The 16416-nt window shown below is 50.9% G+C and carries 11 protein-coding genes; 6 read left to right on the forward strand and 5 right to left on the reverse strand.

The features are described 5' to 3' along the window. Positions 1-61 precede the first annotated feature (61 nt). The 5 genes from gshAB (at position 62) to BSZ32_RS05700 (ending at position 6618) form a co-directional block, all read left to right on the forward strand. A complete protein-coding gene (gene gshAB, locus BSZ32_RS05680) occupies positions 62-2356 on the forward strand; it encodes a bifunctional glutamate--cysteine ligase GshA/glutathione synthetase GshB (RefSeq protein ID WP_105042536.1) in 2295 nt (764 codons plus the stop codon). Positions 2357-2490: 134 nt separating this feature from the next. Continuing rightward, positions 2491-3027, forward strand: coding sequence for a rhodanese-like domain-containing protein (locus tag BSZ32_RS05685; RefSeq protein ID WP_105042537.1), 537 nt, complete (start codon positions 2491-2493; stop codon positions 3025-3027). Positions 3028-3193: 166 nt separating this feature from the next. After that, the gene (locus BSZ32_RS05690) at positions 3194-5047 is read left to right on the forward strand and encodes a phosphoenolpyruvate carboxykinase (GTP) (protein ID WP_105042538.1); all 1854 of its coding nucleotides are present in this window, start codon (positions 3194-3196) and stop codon (positions 5045-5047) included. Positions 5048-5140: 93 nt separating this feature from the next. Then, complete coding sequence (locus BSZ32_RS05695; protein WP_276308407.1) at positions 5141-6133, forward strand: L,D-transpeptidase family protein; 993 nt, start codon at positions 5141-5143, stop codon at positions 6131-6133. Positions 6134-6156: 23 nt separating this feature from the next. Continuing rightward, positions 6157-6618: a cupin domain-containing protein gene (locus BSZ32_RS05700; RefSeq protein WP_105042540.1), complete on the forward strand. Its 462-nt coding sequence runs from the start codon at positions 6157-6159 to the stop codon at positions 6616-6618. 307 nt (positions 6619-6925) lie between these two features. On the opposite strand, the gene BSZ32_RS05705 is transcribed toward BSZ32_RS05700, so the two are convergent. Genes BSZ32_RS05705 through BSZ32_RS05720 form a run of 4 tightly spaced genes read right to left on the reverse strand, consistent with a single transcriptional unit; the run spans position 6926 to position 13272 of the window. After that, positions 6926-8419, reverse strand: coding sequence for a sugar transferase (locus BSZ32_RS05705; protein WP_165788668.1), 1494 nt, complete (start codon positions 8417-8419; stop codon positions 6926-6928). Positions 8420-8423: 4 nt separating this feature from the next. Beyond that, entirely contained in the window at positions 8424-10130 is a 1707-nt protein-coding gene (locus tag BSZ32_RS05710) for a tetratricopeptide repeat protein (protein WP_129589612.1), read from the reverse strand. Further along, positions 10127-11785, reverse strand: a complete 1659-nt coding sequence (xrtU, locus tag BSZ32_RS05715) for an exosortase U (protein WP_105042543.1) — start codon at positions 11783-11785, stop codon at positions 10127-10129. Before xrtU ends, BSZ32_RS05710 begins: the two co-directional genes overlap by 4 nt. A 17-nt stretch (positions 11786-11802) precedes the next feature. Beyond that, complete coding sequence (locus tag BSZ32_RS05720; protein ID WP_105042544.1) at positions 11803-13272, reverse strand: tetratricopeptide repeat protein; 1470 nt, start codon at positions 13270-13272, stop codon at positions 11803-11805. Between the two features lie 836 nt (positions 13273-14108). Here BSZ32_RS05720 and BSZ32_RS05725 point away from each other — a divergent pair. After that, the gene (locus BSZ32_RS05725) at positions 14109-15182 is read left to right on the forward strand and encodes a mannose-1-phosphate guanylyltransferase (protein ID WP_105042545.1); all 1074 of its coding nucleotides are present in this window, start codon (positions 14109-14111) and stop codon (positions 15180-15182) included. Between the two features lie 154 nt (positions 15183-15336). Here the strand turns inward: BSZ32_RS05725 and fcl are convergent, their stop codons facing one another. Next, positions 15337-16359: a GDP-L-fucose synthase gene (fcl, locus tag BSZ32_RS05730; protein WP_105042546.1), complete on the reverse strand. Its 1023-nt coding sequence runs from the start codon at positions 16357-16359 to the stop codon at positions 15337-15339. Positions 16360-16416 lie beyond the last annotated feature (57 nt).

The following is a 16416-nucleotide window of genomic DNA, read 5'->3' on the forward strand; positions in this document are numbered from 1 at the left end:
GGCTACTCTATCCAACAGAAGAAAACATTGAATTTCTTGGGATTTGGGTTGAACCTGTGCCATGCAGTTTCGCGACGCTCTCACGGTTCCATCCAGCCGAGCATGGCTCTTTAAGGGGAAATTTGGATTGGAGAAAGAGCACATCAGAGTGGATCGATCAGGTAAGCTGGCGCTCAGCCCGCACCCCGCAGTATTCGGCGACAAATTAGCCAACCCCTATGTGACTGTCGACTTCTCTGAGAGCCAGCTAGAGATGATCACCCCTCCCGTCGGCAGCATGGATGAAGCCCTCGGGTTTATGGAAACGATCCACGATATCGTTACCGAGAATTTAGCCGACGAATTACTCTGGCCACAGAGCATGCCTCCAGCATTGCCCGAAGATGGTTCACAAATACCGCTCGCGCAGTTTACTAGCGAGCATCGGGCTCTGACTGAATACCGCAGATTTCTTGCTCAAACTTACGGTAGGAAGAAGCAGATGATCTCCGGCGTCCATGTCAACATCAGCCTGTCGGAAACCTTGATCGAAAAGCTCTTCGACTCATCTGCTTCAGAACATAGCCTCGGAGTTTTTCGCTCGCAGCTCTACATGAAAGCACTGCGAAACATGATGCGCCATCGTTGGATGATGATCGCCTTGTTAGGAAATTCTCCCGCCGCAGATAAAAGCTATATCACGATGTGTCCTGACCTACCTCAAGTCACTCCCAATACCTGCTGCGGACAAAAAACTGTATCCGTTAGAGCAAGCATTTGTGGCTACAAGAACAATGAAGACTTCGTGCTCGATTACACCGACTGGTCTAGCTTTCACAGATTAGTTCGCGACTTAGTCGATGCTGGAAAGCTAATCCACGAAAAAGAACTCTATAGCCCGATCCGGATCAAAACTCACCTGCAGACTGGCGAGATCACTCACCTGGAAATGCGCATGTTAGATTTAGACCCTACTACCAAAGTAGGAATCCGCCCAGAGAGCCTCCATCTGCTCCACCTCTATATGCTCTGGGCAATGACACAAGATGAGCCTAAGCCATTTGATTCCGAGCAACAGAAGATAGCCACTCAGAATCAGTACCATTGTGCCTGCTGCGGATTTGACAGCAAGATAGTAGGCGTCGATGGCGTGGCCTTCCCGCATAGTTCAAAGAAAGAGGTCAGCAACTTCCTATCAGAAATAAGCGCCCTCGTCCCAGCTGGAAACGATAGCTATAGTGAAGCTGTGCGCTACTTCCAAAATCAACTCGACTCCCCCGAACTCTCGCCGCTTGAGCAATCACGCAAAGGTATCCACAGCGAAGGCTTCATCGAATACAACCTCACACAAGCAAAGGCCTTCCAACAAGTGAGCTCCGAACAAACATTCCGGTTCAACGGACTCGAAGACCTCGAGCTTTCGACCCAACTTATGTTGCGTGAAGCTGTCCTTCGAGGCATCAGATTCAACCTGCTAGACCGTGATGAGAACTTCGTCCAATTTGAGAAAGACGGTCATACCGAATACATCCAACAGGCCACCAAAACCTCGAAGGACAACTATGCGACCATCCTGATGATGGAGAATAAACTCGTCACCAAGAAGGTGCTCCACGCAGCCAACCTAACTGTCCCACTCGGCGGCCACTACACAGATGCAGCCCACGCCAAAGCCGATTACTTCAGGTATCAGGCAAAGCCAATCGTGGTGAAGCCAAAGTCGACTAACTTCGGACTAGGCATCAGCATTCTCAAACAAAACGAAAACCAACAACATTACGACCAAGCGATCGACATGGCATTCGCCGAGGACACGAGTGTGTTGGTCGAGCCCTTTGTCGAAGGCAGAGAGTTTCGCTTCTTCCTCATCAATGGCGCAGTCGAAGGCATCCTCCACCGCGTCCCGGCCAACGTCTGCGGCGATGGAGCTCTCACCATCGCCGAGCTAGTAGCACTGAAGAATCAAGACCCACTGCGAGGCAAAGGCTACGTCACCCCGCTGGAGAAAATTGAACTTGGTCAAGCCGAATGCCTCTTTCTCGAAACCCAAGACCTCACAGTTGACGACATTCCTAGTGAAGACGAGACCATCTACCTCAGAGAGAACTCGAACATCAGCACCGGCGGCGACAGCATAGACTTCACCGACGAAGTCCACCCTAGCTACAAGCGCATAGCCAGCCTAGCAGCCAAGGCTGTGGCCGCTGAAATCACAGGTCTCGATATGATCATCCCAGATATCGACATCCCCGCTTCGGCGGAGAATTACTCGATCATCGAGATGAACTTCAATCCAGCGATCCACATTCATTGTTTTCCCTACCGTGGAAAAAACCGTCATCTCAACTCCAAGCTCATGACCTTCCTTGGGTTTTAGGAACTAAAATCGAACATCCAACCTCTCAGTCAGCCATCTAAACTCTCTAAAAGGATTCTTCCATAACTGACTTTATCTTTTGAATATTTCAGTATCGCGATATAGTTTAATCTAAAAATCAACAACACTGAGCCATGACCACAATTCCTGTTAAAGAATACCTCGCTGACCGCAATGCTTTTTACTTAGTAGATGTACGAACTGCATCTGAGTTCAGTGAAGCGCATATTGAAGGAGCCCATCTCCACCCATTAGACTCACTCAATGTGGCTAAGCTTGGATTTCAAGCACAAGGCAAGAAACTTCTCGTGAGTTGCCTATCCGGTGCTCGCGCTCAGAAAGCAGCAAAACAAATCGCCGCATCGGGGCATGAAGTAGCGTGCCTTGAAGGTTCCCTACATGGCTGGGAAAAAGATGGACAACCCGTAGTCCGTAGCACGCCGAGTGGGCTCCCATTGATTCGTCAAGTACACCTAACAGTAAGCATCATCAATATGACTGCTGCGCTCTTGGCCCTTTTAATCAATCCAGCCTGGGCATGGGTAATCGTAGGAACAAGTGCTGGTCTATTTCTGGCTGGGGCCACTGGATTCTGCGGCATGGGCTTGCTCCTAGCAAAAATGCCCTGGAACCAAACCTCTCCAAAATCTGACGACTGTGAAGAGGGATGAGGAGCCTAAAACTAAGGCTATGCGTGACATAGCCCCCCTCTCCGTTAACACATTTAAGATCGAATAATCAAAATCTTGTGACAATTTCACTCTAATGGCCAAATAAACTAGCTCAGCTGCGAGTTTAGATTGCCATCTAACCTTATCCTTGTTTTCTTGATAGGTGATGACAACAGAGCAACCCACCCGCCACCGTGCGTTGACCAAATGGGTCAACAAAATGATCGCCCTCTGCGAACCTAAAGATGTTCATTGGTGCGACGGATCGCAAGGTGAATGGAACCAACTCTCGGATGAGCTGGTAGAAAAAGGCACTCTCATTCGCCTCAACCCAGAGAAGCGTCCCAATAGCTACCTCGCCCGTTCGGCCCCATCCGATGTGGCACGAGTCGAGGAACGCACCTTCATCTCCACCAAACGTAAGGACCAAGCTGGGCCTACTAACAACTGGTGTGAAGATGCTGTAATGAAGAAAACGATTCTCGAGAAATTCAAGGGATCGATGAAAGGCAGGACGATGTATGTAGTGCCGTTCTGCATGGGACCTCTAGATTCACCGCTAGCTAAAATTGGGGTACAGGTCACCGACTCCGCCTACGCAGTACTCAACATGCGCATCATGACTCACATGGGTGCTCATGTGTTAGACCGTTTAGAAAAAGAAGCATTCGGTGAAATCGAATCGCGCCGGACCAAGCCAGGATTTTTCATCCCCTGCCTCCACTCAGTAGGTGCACCATTGGAAGAAGGACAAAAAGATGTCCCGTGGCCGTGTAATGACGACAAATACATCGTTCACTTTGTACGCTCGCGCGAAATTGCCTCCTACGGCTCTGGCTACGGCGGAAACGCCTTGTTAGGCAAGAAATGCCTAGCCCTCAGAATAGCCTCTAACATCGCACGCGAACACGACTGGATGGCCGAGCACATGTTGATCTTAGGTTTGGAGTCACCCGAGGGCGAGAAAACCTATGTGACGGGAGCTTTCCCGTCAGCCTGTGGCAAAACAAATCTTTCAATGCTAGTTCCGCCTGAGAAGTACCGCAAAGCGGGCTGGAAGACGACTATCGTAGGTGACGACATCGCGTGGCTTTGGCCGCACGAGGATGGTCAACTTCACGCAATCAACCCAGAGACCGGCTACTTTGGCGTGGCTCCGGGCACATCTTACGACTCGAACCCAAATGCCATGGACTCAATGAAGGAGAACTGCATCTTCACTAACGTCGCTCTCACCGACGACGGCGATGTCTGGTGGGAAGGTATCGACGGTGAAGTTCCAGCGCACCTCATCGACTGGCAAGGCAACGACTGGACCCCTGCCGATGGTGAAAATGGCGTCAAGGCAGCGCACCCTAACGCACGCTTCACCGCACCAGCCGAGCAATGTCCAACAATCGATCCTAACTGGCAAAACCCTGAGGGTGTACCCATCTCAGCGATCATCTTCGGAGGCAGGAGGAAGACGACTATGCCCCTCGTTTACCAAGGATTCAACTGGGTCCACGGAGTTTACATCGGCGCCACAATGGGTTCCGAGACCACTGCGGCGGCGGCGGGCGCTATTGGCAATGTCCGGCGCGACCCAATGGCCATGCTCCCCTTCTGCGGCTACAACATGGGCAACTACTTCCGCCACTGGATCCAGATGAGTAAAAAAATCGACAAACTCCCGAAGATGTTTCATGTCAATTGGTTTAGGCTCGATGAGGATGGCAACTTCCTCTGGCCTGGATTTGGCGAAAACATGCGGGTGTTAGAGTGGGTCGTCAACCGCTGCAAAGGCCGAGCTCGCGGCCACGAAACCGCCATCGGCTGGGTCCCACAATTCGAGGACATGGATCTCGATGGGCTCGATGGATTCGATGAAGACACCTTCAACAAGGTGATGAAAATCAGCCCCGAAGAATGGGAGCAAGAAGTACTCAGCCAAGGCGAGCTCTTCCTCAAGCTCCACCACTCGATCCCGAAAGAACTCATCTACCAGCGCGAGTTATTAGCCTCACGTATTATTGAGTAAATTTAAGGGCAAAGCCGGCAAGCTCCACTTCCCGGCTTTTTTCATATCCCTCAGTGGATGAAATGAGCTCCGAGTACTCAAGAACAACGGGCCTTGCTATGCATTGGTGCGCTTACTATCTTGCTACACGACATGAACACATTCCAAGCCCTCCGCATCACAGTAGCTCTAACTGCAGCTACAGTACTTTCCTCAGGCATGCTCCATGCTGATGACCGTCAGCACAATCCTGACGCATTCACATGGAACCCAGAGCTTTCAAAAAATGGCCCCGTCCTTGTCACAGTCAGTCTGAAGAGCCAAACCGCCGCAGTCTACCGCAATGGGATCAGGATCGGTAGCTCGGAGGTAAGCACTGGCTTCAAAGGCCACGAAACACCCACAGGAGTTTTCCACATTTTAAACAAGGATAAGAACCATCACTCTAAAACTTACGGCAATGCGTCAATGCCCTACTCCGAGCGACTTACTTGGGATGGAGTAGCCCTACACGCGGGTGCAGTCCCTGGTCACCCGTCATCACACGGCTGCATCCACCTCCCTTATGATTTTTCAAAGAAGCTCTTTGGAATCACTCATAACGGAACAACCGTAGTGGTTACAGATGAGGAGCCAGATGTGCATGTCTCGCATGGTCACAAAGTGCAATTTCAAAATGGCACAACGAGTAAGTTCAGCTGGCAACCTGAACTCTCCCCATCTGGGCCAACATCCATGATCTTTAGCAAGCCTGACAAAAAGCTCTATCTGATTCGCAGTGGCATTACCATCGGCGAGTGCCCAGTCAAGACGAGCCTCTTCTCCAAACACGTTAAAGGCTCTTCAGCTTTCGTATTCAGTGGCTGGAAAGTCGATGCAAAGGACAAAACCACAACCTCTTCTTGGACTCAGGTAAGTGGCAGAAAGGCACATCACGCTGAAACTCTCGATGAATGGTTTAAACTTGATCAGCGCTTTCAATACTTACTGCAGGGCATCATCACTCCTGGAACCAACCTAGTTGTCACTAATGACCCAGTCAAAAAACGCACAGCCAAGAGCTTCCCGCTGTTCCAAGGTCAGCTCGAAGAAAAAGAAAGCAAATAAGGCTGACGCTAAATTCTAACAACATGCAACCCACTCAACTGGAACCGCACCCTGAAGGCGGAAAATTTCGGGAAGTTTTCAGATCGATCCATTCGGTCGATAGCCAGAATTTAGGAAGACGAAGCGCGCTCACCCACATCTATTTTCAACTAGATCACGGAGAAGTCAGCGCCTTCCATAAGGTCAGCAGCGAAGAGGTCTGGAACCTCTATAAAGGCGAAGGGCTGAAGCTCTATCAATGGGATGGCGAAAGTGATCAGGTGGAGGTCATTGAACTCTCAGAAGCGGCAAACCAATATTGCCATGTGGTCCCCGCCCACCATTGGCAGGCGGCTGAGCCATTAGGAGACTCTACGCTGGTAGGCTGCAGTGTGGCTCCAGGTTTCGAGTTCCAAGACTTCACCCTCCTACGCGATTGCTGCAGCCTCGCCGAGCAACTCAAGCAAAAGCAACCGAAGCTGGCCTATTTGGTTGTAGATAGGTAGGTAGTAGGAGATCTGAAGTGTTCAGATGAATCCCCACCGCGCTCGTCAAGCCGAGCCTGCCACAGAGCTGAGTCGAGCCGCAGCAGTCCAGATCCGGGACAATGAAACGAGTTCTTACCACGAATAACACCAATCGCACGAATGGGGAGTCGCTTCGCTCCAATGAATAATTAGCAATGAGTAATTAATAATTCTGAACCGTCTGAACACTGCTATCTGAACACTTTCTCCTTTCTCCTTTCTCCACACTTTCCCCATTTTCGCGGTAAAGATCACTGCAACGGAATTCTTAATTGGAGCGCAGCGACTACATTCCTTTGCCAAAGAGTATCATATAGCAAGTTTTCACCACGATTGCTACGTCTAGAGATAAAGAATAGCGCCGGACATAGTAGAGGTCGTAGTTGAGCTTTTCTAGGGTATCCTCGTCATTCGCGCCGTAGGAATAATTGACCTGAGCCCAGCCAGTGATTCCAGGTTTCACCGCATGGCGAAAGTGGTAGAACGGAAAGCGCTCCTCGTAGCCCTTCACTAGGTCCACCCACTCGGCGCGCGGACCAATCAGGCTGAGGTCGCCGATCAAGACATTCCAGAGCTGTGGCATCTCATCGAGCCGCGTCTTGCGGATAAATGCCCCGATAGACGTCAACCGATCATCATTCACGCTGGTGTATTTTGCGCCTTTTTCTGAGCCCACCCGCATCGAACGAAATTTAAAAATCATGAAGGGCTTTTCACGGTGGCCCGTGCGCACTTGGCTAAAGATAATCGGCCCAGCGCTGGTCAACTTTACCGCAATCGCAGTAGCGATCAACAACGGCGAGGCAAACACGAAACCAAGCAAGGCAGCCGCGATATCAATCAAGCGCTTTGCTCGGTCGTAGCTGACACTTCGGTTGAGTCGAAATCCATCCATCATCGGCCAGTTCATCGTCAACTGACTTGGTGGCTCGATCCGCAGCGTGTTCGCTAAGTAAGTCTCGTAGGTCGCAATCTTATGGCCGAGAAACAAGGCTGAGACCATTCTACGGCTAAATTCCTCAGGGATACGCTCCACCTCGGTGGCCACCACATATTGCTCCACATACTTGCCTCGGATCGACGACTGGAATGTCACATTCTCGATCGCTTCCACCAAGGGCGAGGTCGAGTCGCCAGCAATCAAACGCGTTCCCACCAGCTCTGGCCTGAAAGTCACCACAATGAACTCATGCCCCCCGCCCCGCTTTACCAGGCGCGTGTAGAGATCTCTCCCTCTTCTCCCTGCGCCGATGATACACACCGCATTACCACGCTCATATCTCGCCTGAACGCGGGAAAGAAAGTACCGGTAGAAGATAGAAACCGCGGGAAAAAGCACCAAGGCCTCACCCACCACCAATCGTGGCGATTTGAGGTTAACTCCGTAGGAAACGATCGAGTAAATAAGACAGAAAACGACCACAGCAACACCAATCGAAGCAATAATATGCTCTGACACAAACCGCGCTTGCCGCTTATCTGTCGCATAATTATAGCCACCAATCATATACACGCCGATGATACTCGGCAACATGATTGCGAAAAGTACTCGGCGACTGATCGAGTGAGGAAAATCCACACCTGAGTGGAGGTAAATCGTCAGAGCAAAGATCGCACTGACCAGAAAAATATCAGTCAACAACAAAACCAAAGGGTAAAGACGGATCACCAACTTACGCTTCCAGTGGGTCCGTTCTTCGACTTCCTCACCAGTGACAGCGAAGATCGAACCGCTAAGCGAGGAGGTCTTCTCGAGGTTTCGCTTCGTACTATTTTCCATTATATTAGTTCTCTCGGAGCTTTCTCGCTTCATCCAGCATGATTCGCTGGTAAGCCGCAGCTGCCTTTTTTTCGTCTAACTGGGTGTGCGCTCGCACCAACCAGTCGTAGGCTTGGAGCAGTTGTTGCCCATCTAATTCACTCAGATGAGGCTGCATCAAATCAATGATCCCTCGCCAATTCTTTCTCAGCGAATATATGTAGCACTTATCAAATGCAACATTAATCGACTGTTTAAAATCCACCTCCACGATCAGGTCGAGTAGATCCAAAGACTTTTGGTAGCTTGATTTATTATCACCTTGGAAAATATTAAAGTCCAGCTGATCTGCCGAACCACCTTTAGCCGAGGCAGTAGCTGCGGAGCGCAGAACTATGAGCGAGGATGGGCTCACGGAATTAGAGAGTCCCACATGCAGCTTAGCTTTCACCTTATCGCCACCGACCCAGGCATCCATCGCCATCGCCAAGTGGGCACCACTGCCGCCAGCCTTCACCAGCACTTCCTGCATCTGCCCAGAAAGCAAGGAATAGCCCGAAGCCACATCCACTAGCCCATTGAGCATTTCACCCGCACGGTAAGGCGGCGTTGTAGCTGCGATAGCATTGTCAAAGTGCTCAAACGCCAGAAGTCGGGACTCCGGGTTGTTCATGCGTAGCAACACCTTGAACAAGCGAATGCGCACTTCCCCAGCCCAAGCATCGTATACTCTACGATCCGAAGACAACTTACGTTTGCGCTCGATAGCAACCAAGGTCCGCTCCAGCAAAGCCCGTCCACCCTCCAGATTCTCAGTGAGACCTGAAAGCATCACCATGCCTTCCACACGCTCCCTGATATATTGTGCATCATGTGGATCCTCTAGGTCTAGAAATGCCACCAAATCTCGCAGCACTTGCTTTGCCTTCTCGGCATCACCAGCAGCCGCGTGAACCTGCGCTAATAGCAACCGGCCCTCAGGCGCCAATCCATCCTCAGCCTCCAGCACCTCAAGAGCCGCTGCAGCTTTTGATTGCGACATCAAAATGCGCGCCAGTGTCAGGCGCCAATAACTAGCATAGTTGCCATCTGGGGCCTGCTCCACCATATTGCGCGCCATCACGACTAAGGTCTCAGCCTCCTCTGGCCGCATTGCCCCTCTTTGGATTGAATTCGATGCCACCCAGCGTTTTGCCGGCTCATACTCGCGCTCGACAATCAGTTTTTCTCGCAATGCTCTCGCCCGCGTCACATTGCCATTGGCGCTCGCAGCGATCAACGCTCTAAACAACACTTGGTCGTTATCCTTGTAGGACGGGTGGTGGATCAGCTTAGAAAACAGCGAGTCCGCCTTCTTATAATCCCCCTCACCCATCGCCTTCAACGCCCCCTGATAATATCCACCATAGGCGCGACCACGGTTACGGTTCGCATTGATAAAAAACACAGTGAAGCCAATCAATGCCACAATCAACACCGGCGAAGCAAACCACAGTTGTTTCCATGGACGACTCGCCGACCAAGAGTTAAAGAAGCCTGCCACAGCCCTCAGCGGTTTAGAAAGCGTGAAGAAGAATTCCTCAACTCTCACACCCATAGTGTGATTTTTGAGCAACCGGCTCAGCTGACACAGCAACCATTGAGGCCACAGAAAGGGACTCACCAGTAGATAGAGCAGGCGATTGCGGTGCTTCATCCGCCGCATTGTCGAGGATTGGTAAGGATTATTCATTCTCCACTTTTCTTCTCAATCAATGCTCGCGCTTGCTCCCTAAACGCACCATACATCTCCCTGATTTCTTGCTTGGTTGGTTCATCTAGCGGGAATGCCGCCGTCACCATCACCTGCGTCTGATAAAAAGTATTTTGGTTCTTATCCACTGATATCCCGTACGGGGCAGTCCATTGCTTCGGGTGCAGATAATACATCACCATATCAAATTGGTGCGAGGTCGGCTTCGGCTGCACTGGCTTGCCCTTATGATTACAATGACTACAAAGAATAAACCCATAGTCACCTGTCGGCAGTGACATCTCAGTCTCAGAGGCCCCCCAATTCTTATAAGACTCTGGCATCAACAATCCCTCAGCCTCAGTTTTCCAACCAAGCTGGGAATAACAAACCTTCACATCGTGCCACTTATTAAAGGGGTAATCCAGCGCCATGATCACCATCGTGTCATGGTACTCCAATCGCCAAACAAAGGAATACGTCCCCCAAAGGCTCGACATCTCACGCTCCTCTGTCTGCACATCGAGCAATTTCCAGCCCGGCCGAGCAAACTGCACATCAGCGGGGTCAATAATCGCTAGATTTTCCTTATCGTGCATGAAGTAGGTTTGATAATTTCCAAAACCCCAACGATAATACAGCACGCTTGCCTCGAAAGCGGTCAGGCAGAGTAAGCTAAGAGCCAGCACACTCGTCAGCACTGGCCGCGCAGCGCTCGCGCCACTCGTATGTGGCTTGCGCAAACTCTCCAAAACCTTCGAGATTCTAAATCCCACAATCGCATTCCAGACTTTCACTAGGCCACGACCATCTTTCTTCTTTTCCTTGGTCGCCACAGGCTGCAGGAAGAAACTGTACAAGGCATCACAGCTCATCAGAGCCAGTAAACCGAATGCGAAAGAAGCCACCAGCATCACATAAACCCAGCCCGAATCCATCAGATCCCAGCCAGCCGTGCCGTAGACAATCCCCACAGTAGCAATCCGCAGCACATTGACCACAGTTGCCACAGCAAAGGCACTCCCGATCAGCAGAGCCACATGAAAGCACGGGCGCTTGCGCCACAGAGCATAAAGACACACTACCGCCACCATGCTCACCACCGAGAAAAATCCATTACAGATTTTGTCGAGTTCTATTTCGTAGCCATCAATCACCAGCAAATGCCCCTGGACCACATGGTAGGTGCCACTTTGGTCAATAACCACCGAGGCAATCTTCGAGCTCAGGCTCTCAAACAAATTGAGCAGGCGCTTCTCGATCTGATTCGGTAGTCGCACCAGCAAAAACAACAATGCCCAGACCGCAAACAAACCAGGCATCCGACGGATTCCCGAGAGATTGGCAGCCAGTAGGCCTAAAACGCCAATCGCAGCCACAGTGGCCACCCAGCCCGTGTAATAAAGATAAGCCACCGCTGTGAGAAACATACAGGCCAGCAGCCCCAAGCCCAGCGCCAGACTGCTCGGTCCATCCTCAGCCGGCTCCGCCTTGCTCCACAGACGGATCGATAAAGACACGACAACCAGCAACAACAAGGGAAACCATTGGTAATGCTGGCGGCCCCAAAGAATCCTTAGGTGGTCCTGTAACAGGGGCCCCAAGAGCACTAGCACCAAAAGTCCCAGTATCCAAATAGCTCTATTCTTCTGCATCGGAGTTCTAGGTTTTTTTAGTGAGCCGCCAGAGCCCTGTGCTCGTCGGCGATAATCTTTTGGCCAAGCGCGTCATAGGCCAACCCTAACATCTTATGCAAGTCCTTGTTCGGGCCATCACTCAGCGCGAGCGCTTGCTCTAGGGCTTGCAGCGCTTCATACCAACGACCCTCAGCCGCCCGCACCTCCCCCAAAGTAAACAACAAAGAATAATCCTCCGCTTGGCTTAATTTCTTGTTGCCAATCAAGCGCACCAAAGCGCCTTCAAGCTCAGAAAAATCTGGACCATCCTCTTGCAACTGAAAGCCAACCCAGGCAGCCACCAAACTTGGATCCTCAGCATTGAGATCGTGCGCCCGTATCATATGCGCCTCCGCAGAGGCTGGATTGAGCGCAGCTAGAAAAACATGCAGGTCTGCTGCCGCCAGTGGATTGCTTTCCTCCAGCTGCTGGCTCACCTCGCCAATGCCTTGCTGCACCCTCTCCTTCACTTCTGGATAACGCTCCAGCAACAACTTCAGTGCCGCGACAATCTCCGATCGCCCGGGTTGGAGGCTGTACGCCTTGAGCAAAAACTCACAAGCTCGGCTCGCCTCAAAATTTTCCTCGTCCAACAAATCGATCGCCTTGAAATACCATTGACTCGACTTCAAGCTCTTCACTAGCCCTTCATTTTGCTCACCAAAATCACGCTCAAACTTGCCGACCGCCGACTCGGCCAGATCGCCCTGCTCGAGCACCATGGCGTAGAGAATGTAGTCAATCCGCACTCCTATGTCACCACGCTTACTGCCAGTCACCTCACGCCCCAAAGTCGCAAATTTGTGCCAGCACGATTCCTCTAGACCTAAATTATCACCCGCATAAGCCAAAAGGTTCGCCAGCTGAATGCTCAGGTCGATCTGAGAGTCCTCTGCAACACTCTGGTGGATCACTGCTATTCCCGCATTCCGTTGATTCTGCGCTAGCAACACCTCAGCCAACAAAACCGTGGCATCTACCAATGCTGGGTCCAGCGCCACCGCTGACTCCAAATGACGTTGGCAGCGCGCTGTCAAATTTCCTTTATCCAGCAAAACCGGGCTCACCAAATGCTTGCTCCCTGATGCATCCAAAGGATAGACACTTAAAAAGCCGAACCCCTTACCCGCCAATAAATCCTCAGCCATCCACAAATGCGCCTTAGCATTTCCCTGCGGCGTCTTTGATGCCAGATTCAAAGGTGCCAAACGCTGCATCACTGCGCGCCCCTTGGCGAATTCACCTTCATCCAACAGCTCAACACCACCCTCGAAACCTAAATTAGACACCTCCTGCGCCAGCTCGGACTGGCGCGCATCGCCGAAGTCCACTTGCTCGGTCTTCTGATTGGTCATGAGCGCGTAATAAACCGCCCCCCAAAGCACAACAACCACCACCAACGCGATCCAAAGGGCACGCCCGTAGTAGCTCAACCATTTTTTTAATTTTCGGAGGGGTTTCGCCATAACTACCCATCAGCCTGCCCCTGTAATCTCTAACATTCAAGTAATACGTGAGGAAGATTTTAGATTAAAAATTAAAGAGGGAAGATGGAAGATGGAAGATGGAAGAGGGCCTGCTATATAAAGCGACTCTACCACGAATAACACCAATTCCACGAATCTTGCTCGGATAATGAAATCTCTCTACCGCGAAAAAGACGAAAGAAGCTAAAGTTGCCAGTCCGATGAAGCGGTAGAAGGAGAAAGGAGAGAGGGGGGAGTGAGAGGAGTGAGGAGTGGGGCAGTGTTCAGACGGTCCAGAATTATTAATTATTAATTGGAGCGCAGCGACTAAGGGGCAACCCTCAACAACCCATTCGTGCGATTGGTGTGATTCGTGGTAAAAACTCGTTTCATCCTGCCGGCCCTTTAACATCTTTCGTGGTAGAGCCCGTTTCATCTAGCTAGCCCCCTTGACTATTGACCCATGACCCATGACTGCCCGCAGGGCTCCTCTACCCTTTCCCCTTATTCCCCCCGCTCCATCGTCCTAGTTCTGGAGTGCGCGTGCTCGACACCGCTCTGGTGGATGGATGTGGCTCGACACATGGGGTGCGGAGCTGAGTAGCCTGGGCTAGAAACGATGCAACCCCACCGCGCTCGTCAAGCCGAGCCAGCCGCAAAGCGGTGTCGAGCCACACGCACTCCAAACCACTGCAACGGAATCCGTTAAATCAGCGTAATCCGCGCCAAGAACTCGTTTCATCTAGCTGGCCCATAAAACGAACACTGAACTCTGCCAACTGAACACTTCTACTCAGCAAGCTTGCTCCACTTTCTAAAAAGTGCATCTTCCTGACATGTCACAAACCTTCGCACTCATCCTCGCTGGCGGCAGCGGCACACGCTTCTGGCCACTCTCGCGCGACGCCAAGCCTAAACAACTCCTCGACCTATTCGGCGACACCACCTTACTGAACAAAACCATTTCTAGGCTCGAAGGACTAATCCCCAAGGAGAACATCCTCATCCTCACCAACCAGCTTCAACTTGAAGCAGTCAGAGAGGTTGCTCATGAACTTCCCGCTGAGAATATTTTTGCTGAACCAGCAAAACGCGACACCGCGCCAGCCGTAGCGCTAGGTGTCGGCCTGGTTGCAGCCCGTGACCCACAGGCAACTATGGTGATCCTCCCCGCCGACCAATTAATCAGCGACATCGAGAACTTTCACAGCGTGCTTTCCGATGCTATCACTACAGCGCAACAATCTAATTCACTAGTAACGATCGGCATCAAACCCACTTGGCCGTGCCCATCATTCGGATACGTAGAACGCGGTGGCGTTAGCCCACTTGCCCCTAGTGGACTCAAAAACGTCCCACACGAAGTAACCTGTTTCCGAGAAAAGCCGGCTCCAGAGCTTGCGGCTCAATTCCTAGAGCAAGGGAACTTCGCATGGAATGCCGGAATGTTCATCTGGTCAATTGCGACAGTCATCAAAGAGCTCACCACGCATAACCCTGAATTGGCGAACTTCATCTCTGAACTTCAAAACTCCGACGATATCAACAAGACGGTGGCTGAGAAATTTGACAAGCTCACACCCACTTCTATCGACTACGCTCTCATGGAGAAAGCTACCAGCGTGCTCAACATCGAAGCCAATTTTGACTGGGACGACGTGGGATCATGGATCTCAGTTTCCAAGTACCTCGATTCAACAGAAAGCAATAACAAGACAAACAGCCCACTCGTAGAAATCGATAGTAGCAACAACATTGTTTTTACTGAGTCAAAAAACACTCAAGTCGCCCTGCTTGGTGTCGATGACCTCATCGTCGTACAAACCGCCGACTCCATCCTTGTCGCCCACCGCGACAAAGCAGACGACATCAAAAAAATCGTCACCAAGCTTCCGAAAGAGCTAACGTGAAACTCTTCCCGGATGGCTAATGACAGATGACAGATGACAGATGGCGGATGATGGATGATGGATGATGGATGATGGATGATGTCTCTTAAATCTTAAATCCGACATCGTGAATCAGCTTATCAGCAATCAGCTATCAGCTATCAGCTATCAGCAATCACAAGCGCAGCTCCGCTTGACTGCTTAAAAACCATTGATAAGTCTTCTCGAGGCCATGTTCGAGGCTCAAGGAATATTGCCAGCCGAGGTCCTTGAGTCGGCTAACATCCATGAGCTTCCTTGGTGTCCCGTCTGGCTTAGTCGCATCGAAGGCTAGTTCACCGTCAAATCCGACCACTCGCTGCATCGTCTCTGCGAGCTCGCGAATCGTGCAATCCACACCTGTACCTACGTTAATATGCGACATCATCGGATCCGTCTGCTTGTCGTAGACGTCTTTAGAAAGATTCATCACATGCACACTTGCTGCAGCCATGTCGTCTACATAGAGAAATTCTCGCATCGGCGTACCTGATCCCCACACCACAACATTGGCGGCATCGTTCAATTTTGCCTCATGGAAGCGTCTCATCATCGCGGGGATTACGTGACTGTTCTCTGGGTGGAAGTTGTCATTCTCTCCGTAGAGATTTGTCGGCATCACACTGCGGTAATCCACTCCATATTGTCTATTATATGATTCACAGAGCTTTATGCCCGCAATCTTAGCAACAGCGTACGGCTCATTGGTTGGCTCTAAATGGCCGTCAAGAAGAGCCGTTTCAACCATCGGTTGTTCAGCAAGCTTTGGGTAAATGCAACTAGAACCAAGGAAAAGCAATTGCTTCACTCCTGACTTGTAGGCTTGATGGATAATATTACACTCCATCATCAAATTCTCATAAATGAAGTCCGCCGGGTATGTATTGTTCGCGTGAATTCCACCAACCTTTGCGGCAGCTAGATACACTTGATCAATCTTCTCTTCTGCAAAAAACTCTGCAACTGCTGCTTGTGAACTAAGGTCCAACTCAGCACGCGTGCGCGTCACTAGCTCACAATTACCAGCTTCCAACAACTGCCTCGCAATCGCCGATCCCACCATCCCCTTATGCCCTGCTATGAATACACGCTTAGCGTGTGATGACTGATTGCTGATTGCTGATTGCTGACTACTCGGATCTAACTGATTCTTTTCCATTTCTACTATTTGATTATTCTAAAATTTGATACCCGCTATTTACCGCTAATGGCTGAA

Source organism: Rubritalea profundi, assembly GCF_002954445.1.
GTDB lineage: Bacteria > Verrucomicrobiota > Verrucomicrobiia > Verrucomicrobiales > Akkermansiaceae > Rubritalea > Rubritalea profundi.